Annotated in this window: 22 protein-coding genes, 1 pseudogene and 1 riboswitch; of the genes and pseudogenes, 16 read left to right on the forward strand and 7 right to left on the reverse strand. The window is 74.9% G+C overall.

Annotated features, from left to right (window positions below):
• Positions 1-29: 29 nt before the first annotated feature.
• Entirely contained in the window at positions 30-731 is a 702-nt protein-coding gene (locus tag ACZ4M8_RS00240; protein ID WP_467601871.1) for a class II aldolase/adducin family protein, read from the reverse strand.
• Between the two features lie 844 nt (positions 732-1,575).
• On the opposite strand from ACZ4M8_RS00240, the gene ACZ4M8_RS00245 reads away from it, so the two are divergent.
• From ACZ4M8_RS00245 to ACZ4M8_RS00280, 8 genes are all read left to right on the forward strand, one after another.
• On the forward strand, positions 1,576-2,823 hold the full coding sequence (locus tag ACZ4M8_RS00245) for an inorganic phosphate transporter (RefSeq protein WP_467601874.1): 1,248 nt from the start codon (positions 1,576-1,578) through the stop codon (positions 2,821-2,823).
• Between the two features lie 25 nt (positions 2,824-2,848).
• On the forward strand, positions 2,849-3,082 hold the full coding sequence (locus ACZ4M8_RS00250) for a hypothetical protein (RefSeq protein WP_467601877.1): 234 nt from the start codon (positions 2,849-2,851) through the stop codon (positions 3,080-3,082).
• A gap of 184 nt (positions 3,083-3,266) precedes the next feature.
• A riboswitch (cobalamin riboswitch) is annotated at positions 3,267-3,418 on the forward strand.
• Positions 3,419-3,539: 121 nt separating this feature from the next.
• The gene (locus ACZ4M8_RS00255; RefSeq protein WP_467601880.1) at positions 3,540-4,538 is read left to right on the forward strand and encodes a cobalamin biosynthesis protein; all 999 of its coding nucleotides are present in this window, start codon (positions 3,540-3,542) and stop codon (positions 4,536-4,538) included.
• The gene (locus ACZ4M8_RS00260; RefSeq protein ID WP_467601883.1) at positions 4,535-6,091 is read left to right on the forward strand and encodes a cobyric acid synthase; all 1,557 of its coding nucleotides are present in this window, start codon (positions 4,535-4,537) and stop codon (positions 6,089-6,091) included. Before ACZ4M8_RS00255 ends, ACZ4M8_RS00260 begins: the two co-directional genes overlap by 4 nt.
• A 100-nt stretch (positions 6,092-6,191) precedes the next feature.
• The gene (locus ACZ4M8_RS00265; protein WP_467601886.1) at positions 6,192-8,348 is read left to right on the forward strand and encodes a putative cobaltochelatase; all 2,157 of its coding nucleotides are present in this window, start codon (positions 6,192-6,194) and stop codon (positions 8,346-8,348) included.
• The gene (gene cobO / locus ACZ4M8_RS00270; protein WP_467601888.1) at positions 8,349-8,945 is read left to right on the forward strand and encodes a cob(I)yrinic acid a,c-diamide adenosyltransferase; all 597 of its coding nucleotides are present in this window, start codon (positions 8,349-8,351) and stop codon (positions 8,943-8,945) included.
• A gap of 7 nt (positions 8,946-8,952) precedes the next feature.
• Entirely contained in the window at positions 8,953-10,323 is a 1,371-nt protein-coding gene (locus ACZ4M8_RS00275) for a cobyrinate a,c-diamide synthase (RefSeq protein ID WP_467601891.1), read from the forward strand.
• Positions 10,320-10,985, forward strand: a complete 666-nt coding sequence (locus tag ACZ4M8_RS00280; protein WP_467601894.1) for a VOC family protein — start codon at positions 10,320-10,322, stop codon at positions 10,983-10,985. Before ACZ4M8_RS00275 ends, ACZ4M8_RS00280 begins: the two co-directional genes overlap by 4 nt.
• Positions 10,986-11,017: 32 nt before the next feature.
• Here the strand turns inward: ACZ4M8_RS00280 and ACZ4M8_RS00285 are convergent, their stop codons facing one another.
• Positions 11,018-11,740 (reverse strand): ZIP family metal transporter, encoded by a 723-nt coding sequence (locus ACZ4M8_RS00285; protein ID WP_467603407.1) that lies wholly within the window; start codon positions 11,738-11,740, stop codon positions 11,018-11,020.
• A 131-nt stretch (positions 11,741-11,871) separates the two neighbouring features.
• Between ACZ4M8_RS00285 and ACZ4M8_RS00290 the strand changes: the two genes are divergently transcribed.
• Both ACZ4M8_RS00290 and cobC read left to right on the forward strand, forming a co-directional pair.
• Positions 11,872-13,185: a sirohydrochlorin chelatase gene (locus ACZ4M8_RS00290; protein WP_467601897.1), complete on the forward strand. Its 1,314-nt coding sequence runs from the start codon at positions 11,872-11,874 to the stop codon at positions 13,183-13,185.
• Entirely contained in the window at positions 13,169-14,266 is a 1,098-nt protein-coding gene (gene cobC, locus ACZ4M8_RS00295) for an Rv2231c family pyridoxal phosphate-dependent protein CobC (RefSeq protein WP_467601900.1), read from the forward strand. The genes ACZ4M8_RS00290 and cobC overlap by 17 nt, the downstream gene beginning before the upstream one ends.
• Positions 14,267-14,616: 350 nt before the next feature.
• Here the strand turns inward: cobC and ACZ4M8_RS00300 are convergent, their stop codons facing one another.
• A complete protein-coding gene (locus ACZ4M8_RS00300; RefSeq protein WP_467603408.1) occupies positions 14,617-15,678 on the reverse strand; it encodes an SCO1860 family LAETG-anchored protein in 1,062 nt (353 codons plus the stop codon).
• 548 nt (positions 15,679-16,226) lie between these two features.
• On the opposite strand from ACZ4M8_RS00300, the gene ACZ4M8_RS00305 reads away from it, so the two are divergent.
• Positions 16,227-17,171: a bile acid:sodium symporter family protein gene (locus tag ACZ4M8_RS00305; protein ID WP_467603410.1), complete on the forward strand. Its 945-nt coding sequence runs from the start codon at positions 16,227-16,229 to the stop codon at positions 17,169-17,171.
• A gap of 251 nt (positions 17,172-17,422) precedes the next feature.
• On the opposite strand, the pseudogene ACZ4M8_RS00310 reads toward ACZ4M8_RS00305, so the two are convergent.
• Positions 17,423-18,522 (reverse strand): annotated as a pseudogene (locus ACZ4M8_RS00310) (amidohydrolase family protein).
• A 455-nt stretch (positions 18,523-18,977) separates the two neighbouring features.
• Between ACZ4M8_RS00310 and ectA the strand changes: the two are divergent.
• The 5 genes from ectA to ACZ4M8_RS00335 all read left to right on the forward strand — a co-directional run bounded on the left by ectA (position 18,978) and on the right by ACZ4M8_RS00335 (position 23,860).
• Positions 18,978-19,544: a diaminobutyrate acetyltransferase gene (gene ectA / locus ACZ4M8_RS00315; RefSeq protein ID WP_467601903.1), complete on the forward strand. Its 567-nt coding sequence runs from the start codon at positions 18,978-18,980 to the stop codon at positions 19,542-19,544.
• 107 nt (positions 19,545-19,651) lie between these two features.
• Positions 19,652-20,920, forward strand: a complete 1,269-nt coding sequence (gene ectB, locus ACZ4M8_RS00320; protein WP_467601906.1) for a diaminobutyrate--2-oxoglutarate transaminase — start codon at positions 19,652-19,654, stop codon at positions 20,918-20,920.
• 55 nt (positions 20,921-20,975) lie between these two features.
• Positions 20,976-21,383, forward strand: coding sequence for an ectoine synthase (locus ACZ4M8_RS00325; protein ID WP_399092777.1), 408 nt, complete (start codon positions 20,976-20,978; stop codon positions 21,381-21,383).
• 80 nt (positions 21,384-21,463) lie between these two features.
• On the forward strand, positions 21,464-22,363 hold the full coding sequence (gene thpD, locus ACZ4M8_RS00330) for an ectoine hydroxylase (RefSeq protein WP_467601909.1): 900 nt from the start codon (positions 21,464-21,466) through the stop codon (positions 22,361-22,363).
• Positions 22,364-22,540: 177 nt separating this feature from the next.
• Positions 22,541-23,860 (forward strand): alpha/beta fold hydrolase, encoded by a 1,320-nt coding sequence (locus ACZ4M8_RS00335; protein WP_467601912.1) that lies wholly within the window; start codon positions 22,541-22,543, stop codon positions 23,858-23,860.
• A 47-nt stretch (positions 23,861-23,907) separates the two neighbouring features.
• On the opposite strand, the gene ACZ4M8_RS00340 is transcribed toward ACZ4M8_RS00335, so the two are convergent.
• The 3 genes from ACZ4M8_RS00340 to ACZ4M8_RS00350 all read right to left on the reverse strand — a co-directional run bounded on the left by ACZ4M8_RS00340 (position 23,908) and on the right by ACZ4M8_RS00350 (position 26,469).
• Positions 23,908-24,975 (reverse strand): aminotransferase class V-fold PLP-dependent enzyme, encoded by a 1,068-nt coding sequence (locus ACZ4M8_RS00340; protein ID WP_467601915.1) that lies wholly within the window; start codon positions 24,973-24,975, stop codon positions 23,908-23,910.
• Between the two features lie 69 nt (positions 24,976-25,044).
• On the reverse strand, positions 25,045-25,749 hold the full coding sequence (locus ACZ4M8_RS00345) for a DsbA family oxidoreductase (protein WP_467601918.1): 705 nt from the start codon (positions 25,747-25,749) through the stop codon (positions 25,045-25,047).
• Between the two features lie 123 nt (positions 25,750-25,872).
• Entirely contained in the window at positions 25,873-26,469 is a 597-nt protein-coding gene (locus ACZ4M8_RS00350; RefSeq protein WP_467601921.1) for a GNAT family N-acetyltransferase, read from the reverse strand.
• Positions 26,470-26,522: the final 53 nt, after the last annotated feature.

The following is a 26,522-nucleotide window of genomic DNA, read 5'->3' on the forward strand; positions in this document are numbered from 1 at the left end:
GGGCGTACGGGTGAGCCGGGCCCCGCGGGCTACGGCGTGTCCTGGGGATGGCGGCCGTATCCGCGCAGGCGGGTGGCGGTCTCGGTGAGGTCGGCGGCGGTCAGGAGGGACGGGGTGCGGCCGGGTACGGACGAGGCGAGGAGCCAGACCCGGCACATCCACTCCAGTTGCGCGGTGCGGTCAAGGGCCTGGTCGAGGGTGGCGCCGAGGGCGAGGGTGCCGTGGTGGGCGAGGAGACAGGCGGAGCGGTCGCGCAGCGCCGCGAGGGCGTGGGCGGCCAGTTCGTCGCTGCCGTACGGGGCGTAGGGGGCGACGCGGACGGGGCCGCCGAGGGCGGCGGTCATGTAGTGGACGGGCGGGAGTTCGCCGGTGAGGACGGAGACGGCGGTGGCGTGCGGGGCGTGGGTGTGGACGAGGGCCGTGGCGCCGGTGGCCCGGTAGACGGCGAGATGCATGGGCAGTTCGCTGGTCGGCGGAAGGCTGCCCGCGCACTGCCGGCCGTCGAGGCCGACGGCGGTGAGGTCGCCGGGCCCGAGGCGGTCGTAGGGGACGCCGCTGGGTGTGACGAGGACGGTGTCGCCGACGCGGGCCGAGACGTTGCCGGAGGTGCCGACGACGAGCCCGTCGGCGACGGTGCGGCGGGCGGTGGCGACGACCTCCTCCCAGGCGGCCGCGAGGGCGTCGGCCCCCGGCCGGTCCGGCTGCGGGGCGGGGACGCTGGGACGGGTCACGGGTTCCTCCGGTGCGTGGGCGACGGGTCGCCGTCACCGTACGGGCGGGGCGGCCCTTCCGGGTGCGGCGTGAGGAGGGACGCCGGTGGGCCGTCGCGTACGGGCCGGGTGGCCGTTCGGCGGTCCGCTCCCGCGGTGGCCCGGCGCGCGGGGGCGGGACGCGGCTGCTCCGGGGCCCGAGGGGCGCGGGTCCGTTGCAGGGCGGTCGAGGACGGTGGCGTTCCGGGAGCCCGTTCCTGCGGGGCGTCGCCGATGGCCCGGCGGCAGACGGGCCGGGCGGTCGCCGCAGGGGTCCGCCCGCGCGGCAGCCCGTCGCGTGAAGGGGCGGTACGGCTGCTCCTCCGCTCGCAGGGCGGCGCGGGCCCGGGGCGGCCGGGCGGCGGTGTGCGCGGGGAGGCCGGTTCACGCGGGGTGCCGGTGGGGTCCGGGACGGGCGTACGGAGGCTCGGGGGGCCGGGCGGCGTGCGCCGTGCTCGAACAGCGGGGTGTTCTCGGGGGCGAGGGTTCCGGCCAGGTGTGCGGGGTGGGCGGGGCCGTGTGATCGCGTCAGGTCCGGGCGGGTGCGGGTGTGCGGGGCGGACCGGGGCGCGGGGCGTCCACCAGCGGGGTGACGGATTGCGACGGGGTCGTTCGGATGCTGTTCACGGGCGGCGGAACAAGCCATATTCGGGCCTAGCCGCAGCTCATTCGAGCCACATACAGATGGGGTGCAAGTGACGTGTGAGATACCTCCTCCCGAACACTGCGGCGGCGTCATTGCCGGGCCCGGCCACGTTCATCTCCCGTTCACCCACCCTTCGTACGTTTCCGGCGTCACTGACCATCGAACTGATTGCCTGGGTGAATGGAACACATCACGCTTCTCATCGGGATCGTGATCGTCACGGCCTTGGTGTTCGACTTTACGAACGGCTTCCACGACACGGCCAACGCCATGGCCACCACCATCTCCACCGGCGCGCTGCAGCCCAAGATCGCGGTGGCGATGTCGGCGGTCCTCAACCTCGTCGGCGCGTTCCTGTCCGTGGAGGTCGCCAAGACCATCTCCGGCGGGATCATCGACGAAAGCGCCGGTATCAGACCTGAAGTGATCTTCGCCGGTCTGGTCGGCGCGATCGTCTGGAACCTCCTCACCTGGCTCGCCGGCCTCCCCTCCAGCTCCTCCCACGCCCTGTTCGGCGGTCTGATCGGCGCCACGCTGGTGTCCGTGGGCACCGGCGGTGTGCACGGCGGCGCCGTGGTGATGAAGGTCCTGATCCCGGCCGTGGCCGCCCCGGTGGTCGCCGGTATCGCGTCGATGGCCGCGACCCGGCTGACGTACCGGCTGGCCCGGGGCCGCGACGAGCAGGAGACGGCCAAGGGCTACCGCGCCGGGCAGATCGCCTCGGCGGCGCTGGTCTCGCTGGCGCACGGCACCAACGACGCGCAGAAGACGATGGGTGTCATCACCCTCGCGCTGATCACCGGCGGTGTGGTCGCCCCGCACTCCGACCCGCCGCTGTGGGTCATCGCCTCGGCCGGTCTGGCCATCGCCCTGGGCACGTACCTGGGCGGCTGGCGGATCATCCGCACCATGGGCAAGGGCATCACCGACATCCAGCCGCCGCAGGGCTTCGCCGCCCAGACCGGCGCCGCGGCCACCATCCTGGCCTCCTCGCACCTCGGCTTCGCGCTCTCCACCACCCAGGTCTGCTCGGGTTCGGTGATGGGCTCGGGTCTGGGCCGCAAGGGCGGTGTGGTCCGCTGGTCGACGGCGGTCCGGATGGTCGTCGCCTGGTGCCTGACGCTGCCGGCCGCGGGCCTGGTGTCCGCCGGCGCCGCGCTCCTGGCCGACCAGGGTGACTGGGGCGTCACGGCCGTCGCGATCCTCGCGCTCGGTATCTGCGGCGCCATCTGGGCCGCGTCCCGCCGCAAGCCCATCGACCACAACAACGTCAACGAGACCGAGTTCACGGAGTCGCCCGGTGTGGTCACCGCGGCCCTCCAGACGGTCACCCCTCCCCCGGCCGGGTCGCTGAACCCCGTCGAGGGCGAGGAGTCCGCCCCCGCCGCGAGCGCTCCGCGCGCCAAGACCGCGACAGCCGCCGGCTGACCGCCCGAACCTGAGGAACCGCAGCATGAGCATCGACTGGGCAGCTCTCGGCCAGGTCTTCGGCGTCACCCTGGTGGTGACGGTCGGGATCGTGGGCCTGTTCACGGTCGGCATCGTCGGCACGGCCCGTACCCGGACCGGGGGCGCGCCCGCCACGGCGGGTGCCCCGGGCGCCGGCGCGCGGATCGGCGGCCTCGCCGCGTACGCGGTCTGCGCGGCCGCGGTGGCGTACGGCATCTATCTGATCGTCGCCGCCTGACCCGTCCGGCACGGCGTATCCGGCGCCCGGTCACCGCAGCGCAAGCGGTGGCCGGGCGCTGTGCGTCGCGGGGGTTCTGTGGCCTCTGCCACACGGCCCGCGATACCACGGCGTCGCAGGTCACGGGTGAGTTGACGGGGTTGGCGGGGCGTGGTGGACTTCCCACGCCAATCGGCGACAGCAGAGGAAGTCCGGTGTGAATCCGGCGCGGTCCCGCCACTGTCACCGGGGAGCGCACCTCCGACGAAAGGTCACGGTCCGCCCCGTGCACGCCCGACGGGCGCACGAGGGGGCTGGAAGGCCGGGGGACGCGCCGATCCGGGAAGCCAGGAGACTCCTGCCGCCGTCACGTCGAACCAGGGCGCGGACCCTGAGTGAGGACATACCGCCATGCCCGGCCGCCCTGCCAGAACCTTCCCGCCGCAGCCCCGCCGAGGCGTGACGGCGGTCTGATCCGATGCGCGGCGAACACGCCGGCTACGCGTGCGGTGCGGTCCTGGGCTTCCTCGGTGATCTGCTCGCCGGCGACCCGCGGCGCGGCCATCCGGTCGCCGCTTTCGGGCGCGGTGCGGCGGCCGTCGAGGCCCGGCTCTGGCGCGACCACCGCGGCTCCGGCACCGTCCACGCCCTGCTCTGCGCGGGCGGCGCGACCGCCGGTGCCGCGCTGCTGACCCGCGCGGTGCGCGGCGCCGCACCCGCCTCCTCCCCCGTACGGACCGCCGCCGCCACCGCGCTGACCGCCGCCACCGTCTGGTCGGTGCTGGGCGGTACCTCGCTGGGCCGGGAGGCGCGGGCCGTCGGTGACGCGCTGGCCGCCGGGGACCTCGACCGGGCGCGGCGGCGGCTGCCGCATCTGTGCGGCCGGGACCCGCAGGCGCTGGACGAGGCGGAGATGGCGCGGGCGGTCGTCGAGTCGGTCGCGGAGAACACCTCGGACGCGGTGGTGGGCGCGCTGGTGTGGGGCGCCGTCGGCGGCGTCCCGGGGCTGGTGGCGTTCCGCGCGGTGAACACCCTCGACGCGATGGTGGGTCACAGGTCGCCGCGCTACCGCCGGTTCGGCTGGGCGTCGGCGCGGCTGGACGATGTCGCCGGGTGGCCCGGCTCCCGGCTGACCGCCGCGCTCACCGTGCTCGCCGCCCCGGACCGGCGCGGCGCGCTGCGGGCCTGGCGGCGTGACGGCGGCGCGCATCCGAGCCCCAACGCGGGCCCGGTGGAGGCGTCGTTCGCGGGCGCGCTGGGCGTACGGCTCGGCGGGACGCTGGCGTACGGCGGACGGGTCGAGCACCGGCCACGGCTGAACGACGGGGGACGTGCGGTGGCGACAGGGGACATCGCGCGGGCGGTGCGGCTCTCGCGGCGGGTGAGCGTGGGGGCGTTGACGGTGACGGTGGCCGGGCGGCTGCTGGCGGGCGCGGTGCGTCCGGCCCTCGCCCGGCGGAAGGGCAGGGTGCGGTGACGGGCGGCGGACTGCTGATCGCGGGGACCACCTCCGACGCGGGCAAGAGCGTGGTGACCGCGGGGATCTGCCGCTGGCTGGTGCGGCAGGGCGTGGACGTGGCGCCGTTCAAGGCGCAGAACATGTCGCTGAACTCGTTCGTGACGCGGGACGGCGCGGAGATCGGCCGGGCGCAGGCGATGCAGGCGGCGGCCGCCCGGGTGGAGCCGTCGGCGCTGATGAACCCGGTGCTGCTCAAGCCCGGCGGGGACCGCAGCAGCCAGGTGGTGCTGCTGGGCAGACCGGTCGGCGAGATGAGCGCGCGCGGGTACTTCGGACGCCCCGGGAGCGGGGCCCGCCCGGCCGGCCGTGAGGAGCTGCTCGGCACCGTCACCGACTGTCTGGCCGAACTGCGGCGCGCCCATGACGTGGTGATCTGTGAGGGCGCGGGCTCCCCGGCGGAGATCAATCTGCGGCGCACCGACATCGTCAACATGGGGATCGCGCGGGCCGGGCGGCTGCCGGTGGTGGTGGTCGGCGACATCGACCGCGGCGGGGTGTTCGCGTCGTTCTTCGGGACGACGGCGCTGCTGGCGGAGGAGGACCAGGCGCTGATCGCCGGGTATCTCGTCAACAAGTTCCGCGGCGATGTGACGCTGCTGGAGCCGGGTCTGGAGATGCTGCGGGAGCTGACGGGGCGTCCGTCGCTCGGTGTGCTGCCGTTCGCGCACGGGCTGGGCATCGACGAGGAGGACGGGCTGCGGGTGTCGCTGCGCGGCGCGGTCCGCGAGTCCGTGGTGGCGCCGCCGCACGGCGCGGACGTGCTGCGGGTGGCGGTGGCGGCGGTGCCGCTGATGTCGAACTTCACGGACGTGGACGCGCTGGCCGCCGAACCGGGCGTGGTGGTGCGGTTCGTGGACCGCGCCGAGGAGCTGGCCGACGCGGATCTGGTGGTGCTGCCGGGCACCCGCGGCACGGTGCGGGCGCTGGCCTGGCTGCGGGAGCGGGGGCTGGCCGACGCGGTCGCCCGGCGCGCCGCGGAGGGCCGTCCGGTGCTGGGCATCTGCGGTGGCTACCAGATGCTCGGCGAGGTGATCGACGACGAGGTGGAGTCCCGCGCGGGCACCGTGCCGGGTCTGGGGCTGCTGCCGCTGCGGGTGCGGTTCGCCGTGGAGAAGACGCTGGCCAGGCCGGTCGGTCGGGCGCTGGGCGCGGCCGCCGAGGGGTACGAGATCCATCACGGGGTGGCCGAGGTGGGCGGCGGGGAGCCGTTCTTCACCGACGGCGCCGGGCGGCCGCTGGACGGCTGCCGGTCGGGGGCGGTGTGGGGGACGCACTGGCACGGGTCGCTGGAGAGCGACGCGTTCCGGCGGGCGTTCCTCGCGCGGGTGGCGGCGGACGCGGGGCGGGCGTTCGTCCCGGCGCCGGACACCAGCTTCGGCGCGCTGCGGGAGGAGCAGTTGGACCGGCTCGGCGATCTGATCGAGGAGCACGCCGACACCGGTGCGCTGCTGCGGCTGATCGAGAAGGGCGTCCCGTCGGGGCTGCCGTTCGTCCCGCCGGGGGCGCCGTGAAGGGCCACGGAGCAGGAGGACGTCACGCACGGGTGCCCGAGGGCACGGACCGGGCGGCCGGTGACGGCCGCACCACCTCGCATGAAGGAGTGATCGCCACATGAGCGCCCGCTATCCGTTCACCGCCGTCGTCGGAATGGACGACCTGCGGCTGGCGCTGCTGCTGAACGCCGTCAGCCCGGCGGTGGGCGGCGTCCTCGTCCGCGGCGAGAAGGGCACCGCCAAGAGCACCGCCGTCCGGGCGCTGGCCGAGCTGCTGCCCGAGGTGGCGGTGGTCGACGGCTGCCGCTTCGCTTGCGATCCGGCCGCGCCGGACCCCGGCTGCCCGGACGGGCCGCACGGTGCGGACGAGGCGGCGCACCGGCCCGCCCGGATGGTGGAGCTGCCGGTGGGCGCCTCCGAGGACCGGCTGGTCGGCGCGTTGGACATCGAGCGGGCGCTGGCCGAGGGCGTGAAGTCCTTCGAGCCCGGACTGCTCGCCCGCGCGCACCGCGGGCTGCTCTACGTCGACGAGGTCAACCTGCTCCACGACCACCTGATCGACCTGCTGCTGGACGCCGCCGCGATGGGCGCCTCGCACGTCGAGCGGGAGGGCGTCTCGGTCCGGCACGCGGCGCGGTTCCTGCTGGTCGGGACGATGAACCCGGAGGAGGGCGAGCTGCGGCCGCAGCTGCTGGACCGGTTCGGGCTGACCGTGGAGGTCGCCGCGGACCGGGATCCGGCGCGGCGGGTGGAGGTGGTCCGGCGGCGGCTGGCGTTCGACGACGACCCGGCGGCGTTCGCGGCGCGCTGGGCGGACGAGGAGACGGCGCTGCGGGAGCGGATCGCCGCCGCGCGGGCGCTGCTTTCCTCGGTGCGGCTCGGCGACGGGGCGCTGCGGCAGATCGCGTCGGTCTGCGCGGGGTTCGAGGTCGACGGGATGCGCGCGGACCTGGTCATGGCGCGGACCGCGACGGCGCTGGCCGCGTGGGCCGGGCGCACCGACGTGCGCACGGAGGACGTGCGGCAGGCGGCGCTGCTGGCGCTGCCGCACCGCAGGCGCCGGGCGCCGTTCGACGCGCCGGGGCTGGATGAGGAGAAGCTCGACCGGCTGCTGGAGGAGTCGGCCCCCGAGGACGACCCGGAACCGGACGGTCCGCAGGACGGCGGTCCCGAGGGCGGTCCGGACGGGGAGCCGGAGGGGCCGGACGGCGGGCCCGGGGGCGGGCCGGACGGCGGTGGCCCGGACGGGGGCGGTCCCGACGGGGGCGGTACGCCGCCGCCGCGGGAGGAGACCGTGCCGAGGCCGCGGGAGAGCGAACCCGCGCCGGGCCGGGACGGCGACGGCGCGGAGCCGGGCGGTGAGCCCGACGGCCGGCCGGCCGGGGCGCCGGCGGCGCAGCAGGCGGCGGTGGCGGCGGGCGAGCCGTTCGCCACCCGGCGCCTCGACGTGCCGGGGCTGGGCGAGGGCGCGGACGGCCGCCGTTCGCGGGCGCGCACCGCGCACGGCCGCACCACCGGGTCGCGGCGGCCGCGCGGTGCGCTCGGCAAGCTGCATCTGGCGGCGACGTTGCAGGCCGCCGCGCCGCACCAGCGGGCGCGCGGGCGGCGCGGGCCGGGCCTGGTGGTGCGCCGTGACGATCTGCGGGAGGCGGTCCGCGAGGGGCGGGAGGGCAACCTCGTGCTGTTCGTGGTGGACGCCTCCGGGTCGATGGCGGCGCGCAAGCGGATGAGCGCGGTCAAGGGCGCGGTGCTGTCGCTGCTGCTCGACGCGTACCAGCGGCGCGACAAGATCGGCATGATCACGTTCCGGGGGCGGGAGGCGGAGCTGGCGCTGCCGCCGACGTCGTCGGTGGAGGCGGGCGCGGCGCGGCTTGCGTCGCTGCCGACCGGGGGCCGCACCCCGCTCGCCGAGGGGCTGCTCAAGGCGCACGAGGTGCTGCGGGTGGAGCGGATGCGGGACGCGTCGCGCCGGCCGCTGCTGGTGGTCGTCACGGACGGCCGGGCCACCGGCTCCGGGGCGCCGTCGCCGCTGGAGCGGGCGGCGCGCGCCGGACGGCTGCTGGGCGCCGCGGGCGTCGCCTCCGTCGTCGTGGACTGCGAGAGCGGTCCGGTACGGCTGGGTCTTGCCGGGACCCTCGCCCGCGAGCTGGGCGGCACCGCCGTCACCCTCGACGAGCTGCGCGCGGACAGCGTCTCGGGGCTCGTACGCACTCTCCGCGGCGGACGGGGCGCGCCCGCCGCACCTCACATCCCGGAATCCAGGAAGGTGGCGTAAATGCCGCAGGGACAGCCGTCCGTCGTACCGAACGACGGGCTCACCACCCGCCAGCGCCGGAACCGGCCGCTGGTCTTCGTCCACACCGGCGTCGGCAAGGGCAAGTCGACGGCGGCGTTCGGGCTCGCGCTGCGGGCCTGGAACCAGGGCTGGCCGGTCGGGGTGTTCCAGTTCGTGAAGTCGGCGAAGTGGAAGGTCGGTGAGGAGCGGGCGCTGAAGGTGCTCGGCGAGACCGGCGAGGGCGGCACCGTCGCGTGGCACAAGATGGGCGAGGGCTGGTCCTGGGTCCAGCGCGACCTGGCCTCCAGCGAGGAGGCGGCGCGCGAGGGCTGGGAGCAGGTCAAGCGGGATCTCGCCGCCGAGACGTACAAGCTGCTGGTGCTGGACGAGTTCGCCTACCCGCTGCACTGGGGGTGGATCGACACCGAGGACGTGATCTCGGCGCTGCGGGAGCGGCCCGGCACCCAGCATGTGGTGATCACCGGGCGGAACGCGCCGCAGGCGCTGGTGGACTTCGCGGATCTGGTCACCGACATGTCGAAGGTGAAGCACCCGATGGACACCGGCCAGAAGGGCCAGCGGGGCATCGAATGGTGAACGCGGCATGAGCGGAACGGTCCCCCGGCTGGTGATCGCCGCGCCCGCGTCCGGGGCGGGCAAGACGACGGTGGCGACGGGCCTGATGGCCGCGTTCGCCGAGGCGGGTCTCGCCGTCTCGCCGCACAAGGTCGGCCCGGACTACATCGACCCGGGCTACCACGCGCTGGCCACCGGCCGTCGGGGCCGCAACCTCGACGCCTACCTGTGCGGGACGCAGCGGATCGCGCCGCTGTTCCGGCACGGTGCGCGGGGCTGCGACCTCGCCGTCGTCGAGGGTGTGATGGGGCTGTTCGACGGCGCGTCCGGGCAGGGCGAGCTGGCGTCGACGGCGCAGATCGCGAAGGTGCTGCGGGCGCCGGTGGTGCTGGTGGTCGACGCGTCCTCGCAGTCCCGGTCGGTGGCCGCGCTGGTGCACGGCTTCGCGTCCTGGGACCCGGAGGTGCGGCTGGCCGGCGTGATCCTCAACAAGGTCGGCTCGGACCGGCACGAGGCGCTGCTGCGGGAGGCGATGGAGTCGTCCGGCGTCCCGGTGCTGGGCGCGCTGCGCCGCACCGGCGAGGTCCGTACGCCCTCCCGCCACCTGGGCCTGATCCCGGTCGCCGAACGCCGCGCGGAGGCGGTGGAGTCGGTACGGGAGCTGGCCGCGCGGGTGCGCGAGGGCTGTGACCTGGAGGCGCTGCTGGCGCTGGCCCGCAGCGCGGGCGAGCTGCCGGACGAGGTGTGGGACCCGGCCGGGGAGGTCGCCGCGGCGGGTGGTCCGGTGGCGGGCCGCCCGGTGGTCGCGGTGGCCGGCGGCGCCGCGTTCACCTTCTCGTACGCGGAACACACCGAGCTGCTGCGGGCGGCGGGCGCCGAGGTCGTACCGTTCGATCCGCTGCGCGATACGCGGCTGCCGGAGGGTGTGCGGGGGCTGGTGATCGGCGGCGGTTTCCCGGAGGTGCACGCCCCGGAGCTGTCGGCGAACGCGCCGCTGCGGGCGGCGGTGGCCGCGCTCGCGGCGACGGGCGCGCCGGTCGCGGCGGAGTGCGCCGGGCTGCTGTACCTGTCCCGGTCGCTGGACGGGCGGCCGATGTGCGGGGTGCTGCCGGCCGACGCGCGGATGACACAGCGGCTGACGCTCGGCTACCGCGAGGCGGTGGCGCTGACGGACAACGCGCTGGCCGCGGCGGGCACCCGGGTGCGCGGGCACGAGTTCCACCGCACCGCCGTGGAGCCGGGTGCGGGCGCGTCCCCGGCGTGGGGCGTCACGCACCCCGCGCGGCGGGTGGAGGGCTTCACCTCCGGCGGGGTGCACGCCTCGTATCTGCACGTCCACTGGGCGGCGGTGCCGTCGCTCGCCACCCGTTTCGTGGCCGCCGCGGCGGGCGCCCGGTGAGCGCCGCACCGGTCGTCCTCGACCATCTGGTGTACGCGGCGCCGGACCTGGCGGCCGCCGCCGACGAGGTGGCCGGGCTGACCGGGCTGCGGCCGGTGACGGGCGGCGGCCATCCGGGTCGCGGCACCCGCAACCGCCTGCTCAAGCTGGCCGGTCCCCTCGGCGACGGCGCGTATCTGGAACTGATCGGCCCGGACCCGGAGCAACCGGAGCCGGACGGTCCGCGCTGGTTCGGCATCGACGCGCTGACCGGTCCGCGGCTGGTCACCTGGGCGCTGCGGACCACCGGTCTCGCGGCCCGGGTCGCGCGGGCGCGGGCCGCCGGGTACGACCCGGGCGATGCGGCGGCGATGGGCCGCCGCACCCCGGACGGGCGGCGGATCACCTGGGAGCTGACGCCGCCGTGCGCGGGCGGCACCACCACCCCGTTCCTCCTCGACTGGGGCGCCACCCCGCATCCGGCGGCCGCGGACCTGCCCGCGGCGGCGCTGGAGGCGTTCACGGTGACCGACCCCGACCCGACGGCGGCCACCGCGCGGCTGACGGCGCTCGGCGGACGGTGGCCGGACGCGGCGGTGACCGGCGGACCCGCCGCGCTGACCGCCGTGGTGCGGGGCCCGCGCGGCGCGGTACGGCTCGGGCACGGGGCCGTCGCGGTATGAGCGCGGTGGTGGCGGGCGGCCTCGCGGGCCGGTCAGCCCGCGAGGCCGACGACCAGCCAGATCGCGCCCGCCCCGGCGACCGTGCAGGCCAGGGTGGGCAGCACCGGGTGGTCGTGGTGGGCCTCGGGCAGGATCCCGGAGGTCGCCAGGTAGAGCAGGATGCCGCCGAAGAACCCGAGATAGCCGCCGAGCCACTGCTCCGGAAGGGTGACGAACAGGGTCGCCGCCGCCCCCACCAGCGGCGCCACCGCGTCCGCGCCCAGCATCAGCAGCGCCCGGTGCCGGGCGTTCCCGTACAGGCTGGTGATCGTGTACGTGTTGAAGCCGTCGGCGAAGTCGTGGGCGATGACGGCGAGCGCCACCGCTGTGGCCATACCATGGCCCGCCTGGAAGGCGAGGCCGATGGCGAAACCGTCCATGACGCTGTGCAGCACCATCGCGGTGGCGGCGGTCAGCCCCACCTGCGGGACACGGCCGCCGTTCGGCGCGACGGCCCCGGCGGCGCCCGGCGGACCGCTGCCGCGGGCGGCGCGCCGCACCGCGAGGAGGCGCTCCAGGGCGTGGGCGGCGAGGAAGCCGAGGACGAAGCAGAGCAGCGCGAGCGGGACGCCGAAGACCGGGCGCCCGGCGGCGTGAAGCGCCTCCGGCAGCAGATCGAGGCCGACGACGCCGAGCATCAGTCCGCCCGCCAGTCCGAGCACGAGGTGGCGGCGGTCGGTGACGCGCTGGGCGACCCAGCCGCCCAGCAGCGTCATCAGGACCGCGCCGCACGCGATGAGGACCGGCACCGCCGCACCCCTTCCCGCCGGTTCGCCCCCGGCTCTGCCCCCTTCCTACTGACGCGCCGCGCTCCCCGCACCTCCGCGCGCCGCCCGGCGGACGCCCGGTGACGGCCCCGGACGCCCCGCGGTACGTGGGCGTCGGCGCGGCGCGCGGCGTCCCGGAGGAGGAAGTGCTGACGCTGGTCCGCGCCGCGCTGGCGGAGGCGGGCGGGGCGGTGGCCGCGCTGGCCACCGTCGAGGCGAAGGCGGCCGAACCGGGACTGACCGGCGCGGCCCGGCGGCTGGGCGTCACCCTGCATACGTTTTCGGCCAGGGAGCTGTCCGGTGTGCGGGTGCCGAGCGGTGGTTCGGCGGCGGCGCTGGCGGCCGTCGGGACGCCCAGCGTGGCCGAGGCGGCGGCGCTGCGGGCGGCCGGACCCGGTGCCCAACTGCTCGTCGGCAAACGCAAGTCGGCACCGTCCGCGGGACCGTCGCGGGCCACCTGCGCGGTCGCGGCGCCCACCGGCCACCACCACGCGGGTCCGCCCCGCCCCTCGGTTATCGTCATCCCTTCGTCACCCGGCCCGGCCCCGCCGGCGTACGGCCCCCAAGGAGATCTTGTGACCACCCCTCCCGCCCTGCTCATCTCCGGTCACGGCGACCGTGACGACGGCGGGGCGCAGGCCCTGCGCACGCTGCTGGACGCGGTCGCCGAGCGCTGCCCCGAGGTGCCGGCGGCGGCCGGTTTCCCCGGGCGGGCGCCGTCGGCGCTGCCGCTGGCCGAGGCGGTCGACGGGCTCGCCGCCCGGGGCGCGGCGGAGGTCGTCACGGTGCCGCTGCTGCCCGAGGGGCCCGTACGGCGCGGGCCGGCCGCGGAACTGACAGCGGCGACCGCGCGCCATGCCGGACTGTCGCTCGTCCAGGGGCGGGCCCCCGACGGCCACCCGGCGCTGCTGGGCGCGTGGGAGCGGCGGCTGGACGAGGCGCTCGGCGGCGGTGCGCGGCGCCCGCGCGACCGGGCCCGGACGACGGTGTTGCTGGTGGGCGGCGGTTCCGGGGACCCGTACGCCAACGCCGAGGTGGTGCGGGCGGCCCGGCTCCTGTGGGAGGGCCGGGGTCTGGCCGGGGTGGAGACGGCGTTCCTGTCGTACGCGGCGCCGGACGTCCCGGCGGGTCTTGAGCGCTGCCGGGTGCTGGGCGCGGCGGTGCCCGGTCCGGACGCGCCGGGCCGCATCGTGGTGCTGCCGTGCTTCCCGCTGCCCGGCGCCGAGCAGGAGCGGCTGCGGCTGCAGACCGAGGGCTGGGGCGCGGCGCACCCGGAGTCCGAGGTGACCTGCGCCGAACCGGTCGGCGCGGTGGCGGAGGTGGCGGACGCGGTGGTGGCGCGCTACCGCGAGGCGGTCCGGGCGGAGGCGGAGCGCCGTGTCGCCGTCGGCTGACCCCGCGCCGCGTCCGGCGGCCGAACCCGATCTGCGCCACCACGGCGACGCCGAGGTCCGCGGCGCCGCCGCCGCGTTGACCGATCTCGCGGTCAACGTCCGCACGGGAACACCCCCGGAGTGGCTGAAAACAGCGCTCACCGCCTCGCTGGACTCGCTCGCCGCGTACCCGGACGGGACGGCGGCGCGGCACGCGGTCGCGGCGCGCCACGGCGTGCCGGTGGCGCGGACGTTGCTGACGTCGGGTGCGGCGGAGGCGTTCGTGCTGCTGGCGCGGACGGTACGGGCGCGCCGCCCGGTGGTGGTGCATCCGCAGTTCACCGAGCCGGAGGCGGCGCTGCGGGACGCCGGGCACACGGTGGAGCGGGTGCTCCTGCGCGAACGGGACGGTTTCCGGCTGGACCCGGCGGCGGTCCCGGACGGCGCGGACCTGGTCGTCGTCGGCAATCCGACCAACCCGACGTCGGTGCTGCACCCGGCGGACACCCTGGCCCGGCTGGCGCGCCCGGGGCGGACGCTGGTGGTGGACGAGGCGTTCATGGACGCGGTGCCCGGCGAGCGGGAGTCGCTGGCCGGGCGGACGGACCTGCCCGGTCTGGTGGTGCTGCGCAGTCTGACGAAGACCTGGGGGCTGGCCGGGCTGCGGATCGGCTATCTGCTGGCGGAGCCGGGAGCGGTGACGGAGCTGGCGCGGGCGCAGCCGCTGTGGCCGGTGTCGTCGCCCGCGCTGACGGCGGCCGAGGCGTGCTCCGGCCCGGCGGCGCTGGCGGAGGCGGCGGCCGCCGCGCGGCGGACCGCGGCGGACCGGGCCCATCTGGTGACGCGGCTGACGCGGCTCCCCGGCGTGCAGGTCATCGGCCCCGCCGAGGCCCCCTTCGTCCTCATCCGGCTGGCGAACGCGGCGGCCGTCCGGGAAACCCTGCGGACCAGCGGTTTCGCGGTCCGGCGCGGCGATACGTTCCCGGGCCTGGGCCCCGACTGGCTCCGTCTGGCGGTCCGCGACCGCACCACGACGGACCGCTTCACGGCCGCCCTCGCGGAGGCGATGGCGAAGGTGAAGGCCGGGTCGGCCCGGGGCTGAGACCGCGGCGAGGACCCGAGCGCGGGGCGCCGGGCGGGCCGGGCCGGGTGAGGTGAACGCGGCGGCTCCGGGCCGGAACTGACGGCTCGTACGGCGACGGCTCATACGGCGACGCACGGCCGCGCCGCCTTCCCCTGGGCCGGACAGAAAGATGCGGGGCCGACCGCCACCTGGCCGGCCCCGCATCGTCGGGCGCCGTCCGTCCCGCCCTGGCACCGGTGGCGTCTCCCACCCGGGCTGCGGGCGGGAGACGGCACACGGACCGTTGGCGGGCACGGGGTTGCGGACCGCGCCCGGACCGCACCCCGGGCCGGCGCCCCCACGGCACCGGCCCGGCGTACGGGGTCGTATCAGCCGCTCGCGGCGGCCTTGCGCTTACGGGCGTAGCCGACGGAGCCGGCGCCCGCGAGGAGCAGCACCACGGCGCCGCCCGCGAGGTACGGGGTGGTGGAGCTGCTGCCCGTCTCGGCGAGGTTGCCGTCGCCGCCGCCCTGGGGCCGCGGGTCGGAACCGCCGGAGCCGGAGGCGCCGCCGTCCTGGCCGCCGGAGCCGCCGTTCGCGCCGCCGGAGCCGGAGCCGCCGGTGGTGGCGCCGGTCGAGCCGCCGTCACCGCCCGCCGTCGAACCGCTGGTCGTGGCGCCGCCGTTCTGCCCGCCGGTCGTCGCGCCGCCGTCCGAGGAGCCGCCGGAGCCGCCCGTCGTCGAACCGCCCGCGGTGCCCTGGCCGGGGTCGGTCCCGGGGGTGGTGCAGCTCGCCTCGGCGAGCCGGACCCGGCCGTTGACCTCGGCGACGTTCAGCTTGAGCGGGTTGACGCCGACCTTGAGGTCGAGCGCGGTGGCCGCGGCGCTCTTCGAGGTGGTCTGCGTCTTGGAGAGGTCGAGGCGGACCTCGCCCAGACCGGGGACCTTGACCTCGGTGGTGCCGCCCGCGGTGAGCGTGACGGTCTTGCCGAGGATCTTGACGGTGCCGAGCACGTTCGAGGAGGCGGTGGGCCGCTCGCCCGCCGCGCAGACGGCGCGGGAGGTGACCTTCTCGACCTCGATGAGGGAGAGCAGCGGCAGACCGGGGACGTTGACCTTGGCGTGCGCGAGGTTGCTGTAGCCCTCGGCCTTCGCCGCGTCGGCGGTGGCCCGTGCGGTGGCGACGTCCGCGCGCAGCACCGAGAAGGGCTTGCCGCCGTCGACGCCGTCCAGATCGACGCTGAGCGCCGTCTTCTTCGCGTCGGCCGGGGCGTGCACCTCGTTGAGGGTGACGTTCAGCGGCAGCGTGACGGCCTTGTTGAGCAGGCTGACGTCCAGACCGGTGCGGAGCACGGAGGCACCGGCGGTGCCGTGGTCGGCGGCGTGGGCCGGAGCGGCACCGAGGAGGACGGGGCCCGCGGCGAGCGCCGTGGCGACCGCCGCGTGGGCCAGCCGGCGCGCGGGACGACGTGTCGGGGCCGTGAAGTCAGGGCCGGTCCGCGGGGAGGCGGGCAGGCCGGACGGACTGGTGGAACTCGTGGACACGTGTGTGGAACCCCCACAGAGGAATGGAGCCACCGTCCGCGCCAATGGGGGACATCGCGACGGCCGGTGACCTCGACCCATCCATACTGTACGCACACAGGGTGAACGGTCAGCCACGAATGGTGATTTCATTCGTATGAGTGTTTTTCGCTTGCATGTTCGGATCATGGAACGCCAGGGGCCCGCCCGCCACGGCCGCCACAGAAGTGCGCCGACGGCCGCCGCGCACACATCCGCGCCGCGAAGGGGGCAGCACGGGGCGCGGAACGGGCCGGGCGTCCAGCATCCGGATCTGTTGCGCCGTACACGGAGGTGGCGGCTACAGTGCCGCCGTGTCGAACGAGCAGACGAATCCCCCGAAAGAGCCCTCCGGCGGGACGGCCGGGCGCCCCGCCGCGACCGGCGCCACCGCGCCCCCGGCGGGCGGTGACGCACCGGCCGCGGCCCACGGTGATCTGCCCTCGTCCGACCGCGCGGCCCGGCGCGCCGTCACGGTCTTCCCGTTGCTGGTGATCGCCGCTGGCGCGGTGGGGCTGCTGTGGCCGTCGCACTTCACCGGCTGGGCGCCCGCGGTGCCGTGGCTGCTCGGCGTGGTGATGTTCTCGATGGGCCTGACGCTGACGCTGCCGGACTTCACCGCCGTCGCCAAGCGGCCCTGGGCGGTCGGTCTCGGCCTGGTGGCGCACTACGTGATCATGCCGGGGCTCGGCTGGCTGATCGCCACCGTGCTGGATCTGCCGCCGCAGCTGGCGGCCGGTGTGATCCTGGTCGGCTGCGCGCCCAGCGGCACCGCGTCCAACGTCGTGACGTTCCTGGCCCGCGGCGACGTGGCGCTGTCGGTCTCCGTCGCCACCGTCTCGACCGTCCTGGCGCCGCTGATCACACCGCCGCTGACACTGCTGCTCGCCGGGCAGTTCCTGGACGTCGACGCCGGGGTGATGGTCACCGACATCCTGAAGACGGTGCTGCTGCCGGTGGTGGCCGGACTCCTGGTACGGCTGATCGCGGGTCGTTATGTCGACAAGGTGCTGCGGGCGCTGCCCTGGCTCTCCGCCGTGACCATCGCGGCCATCGTGCTCGCCGTGGTCTCCGGCAGCGCCGCCGCGATCAAGGACGCGGCGCTCCTGGTGATCGTCGCCGTACTGCTCCACAACGGTCTGGGCCTGGCGCTCGGCTACGGCGCGGGCAAGCTGGCACGGCTGGGCCGTCCGGCGAGCCGGGCGATGGCCTTCGAGGTCGGTATGCAGAACTCCGGTCTGGCCGCGTCCCTGGCCACCGCGCACTTCAGCCCGGCGGCCGCGCTGCCCGCCGCGGTGTTCTCCGTGTGGCACAACATCTCCGGCGCCCTGGTCGCCGCGTGGATGGCGCGTACGGGACGGCGGGACGCCCGGCAGGCGTGAGGGATCCGGGGCGAACGCCCCGGGACCGCGGCGGGGCCGGGTGCGCACAGCGCCCGGCCCCGCACTGTCGGTGCCGCCCGGCGCCCGGCGCCCGCGCCGTCGGCGGCGCCCGGCGCCCGCCGCCCCGCACCACCGTTACCGCCCGTCGCCCGCGCCGCGTCCGCACCCGGACGCGTCACCCGGCACCGTTCACCGTCCGCGCCCACCTCTCCCGGCCGTCCCGCACTCCTCTGTGGCACCCGGTGCCAAGCTCAGCCGATGATCTGCCCGCGCAGGACGACCCGGCGGGGCGCGGCCAGCACCCGGACGTCCGCACGCGGGTCCTCGGGGTAGACGACCAGGTCGGCGGAGGCGCCCTCGGTGAGGCCGGGGCGGCCCAGCCAGTCGCGGGCGCCCCAGGTGGTGGCGGAGAGCGCGGCCCTCGCCGGCAGTCCGGCCCTGCGCAGCTCGGCGACCTCCTGGGCGATCAGCCCGTGCGCCAGTGAACCGCCCGCGTCGGTCCCGGCGTAGACCGGCACCCCGGCGTCGTAGGCGGCGCGGACGGTGTCGTAGCGGCGGGCGTGCAGGCGGCGCATGTGGTCGGCCCAGCGCGGGAACTTCTTCTCGCCGCCGGCGGCGAGGTCGGGGAAGGTGGCGATGTTGACCAGCGTCGGACGATCGCCACGCCCCGTTCGGCGAAGAGCGGGATGGTCTCCTCGGTCAGTCCGGTGGCGTGCTCGACGCAGTCGATACCCGCCTCGACCAGCGGGGCGAGGGACTCCTCGGCGAAGCAGTGGGCGGTGACGCGGGCGCCGAGCCGGTGCGCCTCGGCGATGGCGGCGGCGACCTCACCCGGCGGCCAGCAGGAGCCCAGATCGCCGGTGGAACGGTCGATCCAGTCACCGACGAGCTTGACCCAGCCGTCACCGCGCCGCGCCTCCCGCGCCACGTAGGTGACGAGGTCGTCCGGCTCGATCTCGTGGGCGTAGTTGCGGATGTAGCGGCGGGTGCGGGCGATGTGGCGTCCGGCGCGGATGATCCGGGGCAGGTCGGCGCGGTCGTCGATCCAGCGGGTGTCGGACGGGGAGCCCGCGTCGCGCAGCAGCAGCGCGCCGCCGTCGCGGTCGGTGAGCGCCTGCTTCTCGGCGGTGGCCGCGTCGACGGGGCCGTGGGCGTCGAGTCCGACGTGGCAGTGGGCGTCCACGAGACCGGGCAGCACCCAGCCCTCGACGGTGGTGAACTCGTGGGCGGCGGTCGGGCGCGCGTAGGTGATACGGCCGCCGACGACCCACATCTCGTCGCGCACGTCGTCCGGCCCGACCAGGATCCGCCCCTTGAGGTGCAGCGCCGCACCTTCACTCTTCGACGTCATGATGGCACTTTATGCGCAGGCTCACACCGGCTCGTCCGCGCGCCCGCGTGAAGGGGCGCACGCCGGTTCATTTCCGTGAACGCAAATGCACTCCGGCGCTTTCCCGAACGTTCTTCCCGGGGCGTCCGAGGCAACCTTGCGAAGAATCTTCCGCTGGCAAATTCCCAATTCTTTGGATGCCAGCTTCCCGTATTCTCCTTCCCGCTTTTCCCGACCTCAAACGCCAAGATTTCGCTAGCGCCGGAAGCCAGAATTCAGATCCGCTTCGGGGACGTTACGGACCTGTGACCGACTCCACACACCGTCCGCTTCGTCCGAGATTTCCGGTACAAAAGCATACATCTTGCAAGGGGTCCGCGCGCTCGGGCGCCCCCGCGCGATAACACAAAACCCCCCTCCCCCGTAACCCCTGCCCGCGATGCAATTTGCTTTTTCCCTCGGTAAATTTAATTCCCATGACCGCCGCACAAGCAGACCATGCACGTGCCCGAAGCGATATCAAGGAATTGCCGGAGGGTTTCAAGCTCGACGCCCCACGCATGGAGGACGGAGCCGCGATCTGGCGAATCGCCCGCGACTCCCGGACACTGGACCTGAACTCCTCCTACAGCTACCTGCTGTGGTGCCGTGACTTCGCCGCCACCTCCGTCGTCGCCCGCGACACCGAGGGAGTGCCGGCCGCCTTCGTCACCGGCTACATCCGCCCCGACCGTCCGGACACCCTGCTCGTGTGGCAGGTGGCCGTCGACGACGCGCACCGCGGGCGTGGCCTGGCGGCCGCCCTGCTCGACGGGCTGACCACCCGTACCGCGCGGGAGCGGGGCGTGAGCCGTCTGGAGACGACGGTCACCGCGGACAACACCGCGTCCAACCGGCTCTTCTCCTCGTTCGCCGAGCGCCACGGCGCGCCCCACCGCCGCGAGCCGCTCTTCGATGCGGCGCTCTTCCCCGAGCAGGGGCACGAGCCGGAGGTCCTGCACCTCATCGGCCCGTTCACCGCACCCGACGCCCCCTGTCTCTGACCGCGCCACCCCGCGGGCCCCGCGGTGGCACCCGGTGCCACCGGCCGGACGGGCCCGCACCCCGGACTTCGCAATCCCCCACGCCACTCATCTCCCAGGAGCATGCTGTGACCATCACCCAGCCCGACCTCAGTGTCTTCGAGACCGTCGAGTCGGAGGTGCGGAGCTACTGCCGCAGCTGGCCGACCGTGTTCGACCGTGCGCAGGGCAGCCGCATGACCGACGAGGACGGCCACATCTACCTGGACTTCTTCGCCGGCGCCGGTTCGCTCAACTACGGCCACAACAACCCGGTCCTCAAACGCGCCCTGATCGACTACATCGAGCGGGACGGCGTCACCCACGGTCTGGACATGTCGACGACCGCGAAGCGGGCGTTCCTGGAGTCGTTCCAGAACATCATCCTGCGGCCGCGGGACCTGCCCTACAAGGTCATGTTCCCGGGCCCGACGGGCACCAACGCCGTCGAGGCGGCGCTGAAGCTGGCCCGTAAGGTCAAGGGCCGCGAGTCGATCGTGTCCTTCACCAACGCCTTCCACGGCATGTCGCTGGGCTCCCTCGCGGTGACCGGCAACGCCTTCAAGCGGGCGGGCGCCGGTATCCCGCTGGTGCACGGCACCCCGATGCCGTTCGACAACTACCTCGACGGCGCCACCGAGGACTTCCTCTGGTTCGAGCGGCTGCTGGACGACGCGGGCTCCGGGCTGAACAAGCCCGCCGCGGTCATCGTCGAGACGGTCCAGGGCGAGGGCGGCATCAACGTCGCCCGCCCGGAGTGGCTGCGCGCGCTGCGCGAGCTGTGCGACCGGCAGGACATGCTGCTGATCGTCGACGACATCCAGATGGGCTGCGGCCGTACCGGCGCGTTCTTCTCCTTCGAGGAGTCGGGCATCGTCCCGGACATCGTCACCGTCTCGAAGTCGATCAGCGGCTACGGGCTGCCGCTCGCGCTCACGCTGTTCAAGCCGGAGCTGGACCTGTGGGAGCCGGGCGAGCACAACGGCACCTTCCGCGGCAACAACCCGGCGTTCGTCACCGCCGCCGCGACGCTCGACACGTACTGGGCCGACGGGCAGATGGAGAAGCAGACGCTGGCCCGCGGTGAGATCGTCGAGTCGCACCTGAAGGCCATCGCCGAGGAGCACCCGGACGCCATCGTCGAGTACCGCGGGCGCGGACTCGTGTGGGGCATGGAGTTCCGCGACAAGAGCCTCGCCAACAAGATCGCCAAGCGCGCCTTCGACCTGGGTCTGCTGATCGAGACCTCCGGGCCGGAGAGCGAGGTCGTCAAGCTGCTCCCGGCGCTGACGACCACCCCCGAAGAGCTGGACGAGGGTCTGCGGATCCTCGCCCGCGCCGTCCGCGACCGCGTCTGACCACGCACCGCGCCCGGCACTTCGTCACCGTTCCACAGAAAGGCACCGACTCACCGTGATCGTTCGCTCGTTCAAGGACATCGAGGGCACCGACCGCCACGTCAAGGCGGCTTCCGGCACCTGGGAGAGCAAGCGCATCGTGCTCGCCAAGGAGCGCGTCGGCTTCTCCCTCCACGAGACCACGCTGTACGCGGGTACCGAGACGTCGATGTGGTACGCCAACCACATCGAGGCGGTCCTGTGCGTGGAGGGCGAGGCCGAGCTGACCAACGACGAGACCGGCGAGAAGCACTGGATCTCCCCGGGCACGATGTACCTGCTCAACGGCCACGAGAAGCACACCCTGCGGCCCAAGACGGACTTCCGCTGCGTCTGTGTCTTCAACCCGCCGGTCACCGGACGTGAGGACCACGACGAGAACGGCGTCTACCCGCTGCTGACCGAGGACGGCGCCGACGCCTGAACGGCGCCCCCGCGTCCGGTAGCCGCCGGACGGCCCCCGGCATCCACGGAGCACGTACGAGAGGAGAGGAAGGCAACACCATGACCATCGCACCCGAGCGCACCGCCGACCTGTACCCGAGCCGCGGCACCTCCGAGGTGATCACCCCGCGGAAGGACCCGGTGGTGTGGTCGCAGCCCGGTACGGCGGGCCCGTTCCAGCCGTCCGAGCTGAGCGACTTCGAACGCGACGGCTTCTTCGCCATCGGGGAACTGCTGACGGCGGAAGAAGTCGCGGTGTACCGCACCGAGCTGGACCGGCTGGTGAACGACCCGGAGATGCGCGCGAACCCGCGCTCCATCGTCGAGCCGAAGTCCCAGAGCATCCGGTCCGTGTTCGAAGTGCACAAGATCAGCGAGGTGTTCGCCCGGCTGGTCTCCGATCCTCGCGTGGTGGGCCGGGCCCGTCAGATCCTCGGCTCCGACGTCTACGTCCACCAGTCCCGGATCAACGTCAAGCCCGGCTTCGGCGCGTCCGGTTTCTACTGGCACTCCGACTTCGAGACCTGGCACGCCGAGGACGGACTGCCGCGCATGCGGACGGTGTCGGTGTCGATCGCGCTCACCGAGAACTTCGACACCAACGGCGGCCTCATGATCATGCCGGGTTCGCACCGGCACTTCGTGGGGTGCGAGGGCGAGACGCCGAAGGACAACTACAAGCGCTCCCTCCAGATGCAGGACGCCGGGATCCCGTCGGACGCGGCGCTGACGCGGATGGCCGACGAGCACGGCATCCGGCTGTTCACCGGCAAGGCGGGCTCCGCGACGTGGTTCGACTGCAACGCGATGCACGGCAGCGGTGACAACATCACGCCGTACCCGCGCAGCAACGTCTTCATCGTGTTCAACAGCGTGGAGAACGCCGCGGTGGACCCGTTCGCGGCGCCCATACCGCGCCCGGAGTACATCGGCGCCCGGGACTTCACGCCGGTGCGCTGAAGTCACCCGCCGCCGCATCCGCGCGGCCGTCGCACAGCCTGCTCCGTGCGACGGCCGCGCGGTGCGTTCCCGGGGCGCGTATCCGCCGCCGGACCGTCACCTCGTAGGGTCCGGCCAGGGTGTTCGGGCCCGTCCGGCGGTGGCGGGCGCACCCGTGAGAGGGAGTGAGGACGGGCCATGAACGTCGACCGGCTGCCCGGGGTGACCCTGACCGACCATGTGCTGGACGTGCCGCTGGACCATGACGACCCGGGCGGTGAGCGGATCGAGGTCTACGGCCGGGAGGCGGTCGCCGCGGGCCGGGAGGGCGACGCGCTGCCGTGGCTGGTGTACCTCCAGGGCGGCCCCGGCAACGCCGCGCCGCGTCCGCCGGGCCGGGAATCATGGCTGGGCCGGGCGCTGGAGGACTACCGGGTCCTCCTCCTCGACCAGCGCGGCACCGGCCGCTCCACGCCCGCCAACCGGCAGACGCTGCCGCTGCGCGGCGGGCCCCGCGAACAGGCCGCGTACCTGGCGCACTTCCGCGCCGACGCGATCGTGCGGGACGCCGAGTTGTTCCGCCGCCGGCTGGCGGGGGCGGACACCCCGTGGAGCGTGCTGGGGCAGAGCTTCGGCGGGTTCTGCACCGTCACGTACCTCTCACGGGCGCCCGAGGGGCTGCGCGAGGCGCTGGTGACCGGCGGGCTGCCGGGGCTCGACGTGAGCGCCGAGGACGTCTACCGGGCGGCGTATCCGCGGGTGGCCCGGAAGAACGCCGCGCACTACGCCCGGTATCCGCAGGACGTGGCGGCGGCGCGGGAGATCGCCGGGTACCTGCGGGAGCGGGAGGTGCGACTGCCGGGCGGCGGGACGCTGACACCGCGGGCGTTCCAGGCGCTGGGGATGCTGCTGGGCAGCGGCAGCGGCTCGCACGTCCTGCACCATCTGCTCGCCGACGCGTGGGTGGTGGGCCCGGCCGGACGGGAGTTGGGCGACGCGTTCCTGGAGGGCGTCCGGGCGCAGCTGTCGCACGCCGCGTCGCCGCTGTTCGCCGTGGTGCACGAGGCGATCTACGGGCAGCGGTCGGTGGATCCGGGCCCGACGGCGTGGGCGGCGCAGCGGGTGCGGGACGGTCTGACGGCGTATCCGCAGTTCGACGTGGACACGGTGCTGGACGGCGACGGGCCGCTCCACTTCACCGGCGAGATGATGTACCCCTGGCTCTTCGACACCGATCCGGCGCTGCGTCCGCTCAAGGAGACCGCCCAGGAGCTGGCCGAACGGCGTGACTGGCCGGATCTGTACGACACCGCCCAACTGGCGGCCAACACCGTACCGGCCGCCGCGGCGGTCTACTTCGACGACATGTACGTCGACACCGCGCACTCCCTGGCGACGGCGGAGCGCATCCGGGGGATGCGGGTCTGGGTGACCAACGAGTGGGAGCACGACGGCCTGCGGGTGAGCGACGGCGCGGTCCTGGACCGGCTGCTGCGGATGGTGCGCGGGGAGGTGTGAGCCGGGAGGGCCGGGCGCGGCGGTGCCCGCGCCCGGCCCTCGTCCGGTCAGCCCTCTCCCATGACCGCCAGGGCCCGGTCGACGTCGTCGGTGGCGTTGTAGAGGTGGAAGGCGGCGCGCAGCAGACCGCCGCGGAGCGCGACGCGGATGCCCGCGGCGGCCAGCCGGTCCGCGGCGCCGGGCGGGGCCGGTACGGAGACGATCGCGGAGCCGGGCGCCGGGCGGGGAGTGAGGCCGCGGGCGGTCAGCCCGGCGCGGAAGCGGTCGGCCAGCGCGGTGTTGTGAGCGTGCACCGCGGGCACGCCGATCTCGCCGAGCAGCGCGAGGGAGGCGGCGGCGCCCACGTAGGAGAGCAGGGCGTGCGGTTCGTCGTAGCGGCGGGCGGTGGTGGCGGGGTGGGTGACCGTGCCGTAGCAGGACTTCGCCGGGTCCTCGCCCGCGACCCATCCGGCGTGCCGGGCGGGCGGTCCGGCCTCGCCGAGGGAGCCGTCACCGAACGCCAGGAAGGTGGTGCCACGCGGGCAGAGCAGCCATTTGAAGGCGCCGCAGACGACATGGTCGAAGCCTGCGGGGCGCAGCGGCAGCCAGCCCGCGGCCTGGGTGACGTCGAGGTAGGTACGGGCGCCGTGCGCGCGGGCGGCGGCGCGGACCGCGTCGAGGTCGGCGATCCGTCCGTCGAGCGACTGCACGGCGCTGAACGCGACCAGCGAGGTGGTGGGCCGTACCGCGTCGGCGAGCGCGTCGAGCGGCGCGGTGCGGAAGGTGACGCCGGGGACGGCGGCGAGCGGGTTGACCAGCGAGCTGAAGTCGCCCTCGGGGACCAGGACCTCCGCGCCCGGCTCCAGGGTGGTGGCGACGAACGCGGAGTGCACGGCCACGGAACTGCCGACGGCGACCCGCTCGGCCGGGATCCCCAGCAGCCGGGCGAACCCCCGCCGGGCCTCCTCGGCCGGTCCGAAGTAGTCGCGGCCCATCGTGCCGTACGTGGCGGCCTCCTCGATCGCCGCGCCCAGGGCGGCCCGCGAACGGGCCGGGAGCAGCCCGCCGGAGGCGGTGTTGAGGTACGGGGTCCCGGGCGCGAACTCGGCTCCGCCGAGTGAGTCGTGTCGCTGCATGGCACCACTGTGCGCCGCCGGGGACGCCGCGTCCATGGCGGCTCCGGCCGGCGGCGCCCCTCCGTGTGGCTACGCGGTGGGCACCGCGCACCCGTCGTCCCCGCAGACACCGGCGTTCCCGCTCGGTAGCACCTGGATCGCGCTCTCCTCGTGGGCGCGCTCCAGGGCCTGGCGGAAGACCTCGGCGGGCTGGCCTCCGGAGATGCCGTAGCGGCGGTCGATGACGAAGAACGGGACGCCCGTGGCGCCCAGTCGGGCCGCCTCGCGTTCGTCGGCGCGCACCGCGTCGGCGTAGGAGTCCGGGTCGGCCAGCACCCGGGCGGCCTCCTCGGCGGGGACGCCGGCCCCGGCGGCGAGGGCGACCAGGGTGTCCCGGTCGCCGAGCGGGCGGGCCTCGGCGAAGTTGGCACGGTAGAACGCGCCGAGCAGGGCGTCCTGCACCCCGTGGGCCTTGGCGAGGTGGAGCAGCCGGTGGAGGTCGAAGGTGTTGCCGTGAACACGGTCCGAGCGGTAGCCCAGGCCCTCGCCGCGTGCCGCCTCGGCGACCCGTGCCTCCATCGCCTCGGCCTGCTCCTGGCTGACGCCGTACTTGGCCGCCAGCATCTCCAGCACCGGCACGTCGGTGGGCGCGGGCGCGTCCGGGTCCAGCTCGAAGGAGCGGTGCACCACCTCGACGCCGTCCCGGTGCGCGAACGCGGCGAGCCCCGCCTCGAAGCGGGCCTTGCCTATGTAGCACCAGGGGCAGGCGATGTCGGACCAGATTTCGACGCGCATGGGGTTTCTTTCCTCGTACGGGGCGGGCACGGGGAGAACCCGGACGGCGGGCAGGTTATTCCGGGCCGGGAGCAGCTCCCACGGAATTCCGGCGCGCCCGCGCAACGCGCCGGAAACGGATGTCTAAGCCGCCGGCTCCCGCCACATCGTCCACAGGACGGGGCCGCCGCCGGGCAGGCGCAGTTCGTCGCGGACGGTGAACCCGAAGTGTTCGTAGACGGGGATGTTGGCCGGCTTCGAGGATTCGAGGTAGGCGGGCCGGCCGGCCGCGTCGGCCTTGGCCAGGCCGGAGCGGAGCAGGGCGGCGCCGTGGCCCCGGCCCTGGACGGCCGGGTCGGCGCCGAGGAGCGCCAGGGACCAGTGCGGCTCGGCGGGCGTGTACGCGGCGGCGGCCTCGACCGCCTCGCCGAAGAGGTCCGCCCGGTCGCCGAGGATGGCCGTCAGCTCCGCGATGGTCGCCGCGTCGGGCACGGCCCGGTCCTGTGCCTCCGGCGGCACCCAGAACGACACCGCCGCACCGGTGTGCTCGCACACCCCGGCGTGGACGTACTGCCGGGTGAAGAGCGTGGTGAAGTAGCGGCCCAGCGACGCCTCGCGGGTGGCGTCGTCGGGGAAGAACCAGCGCATCATCGGGTCGTCGTCGAAGGCGCGGACCAGGGTCCGGCTGATCAGCGGGGCGTCGTCGGGGGTGGCCGTCGACAGCGGGTGCGATATCGGCATAGGGCCCATTCTGTACCGGGTGATCTTGGACGGTACGGCGGGGCCCGGTACGG

It is taken from the genome of Streptomyces sp. NPDC027185, assembly GCF_055567035.1.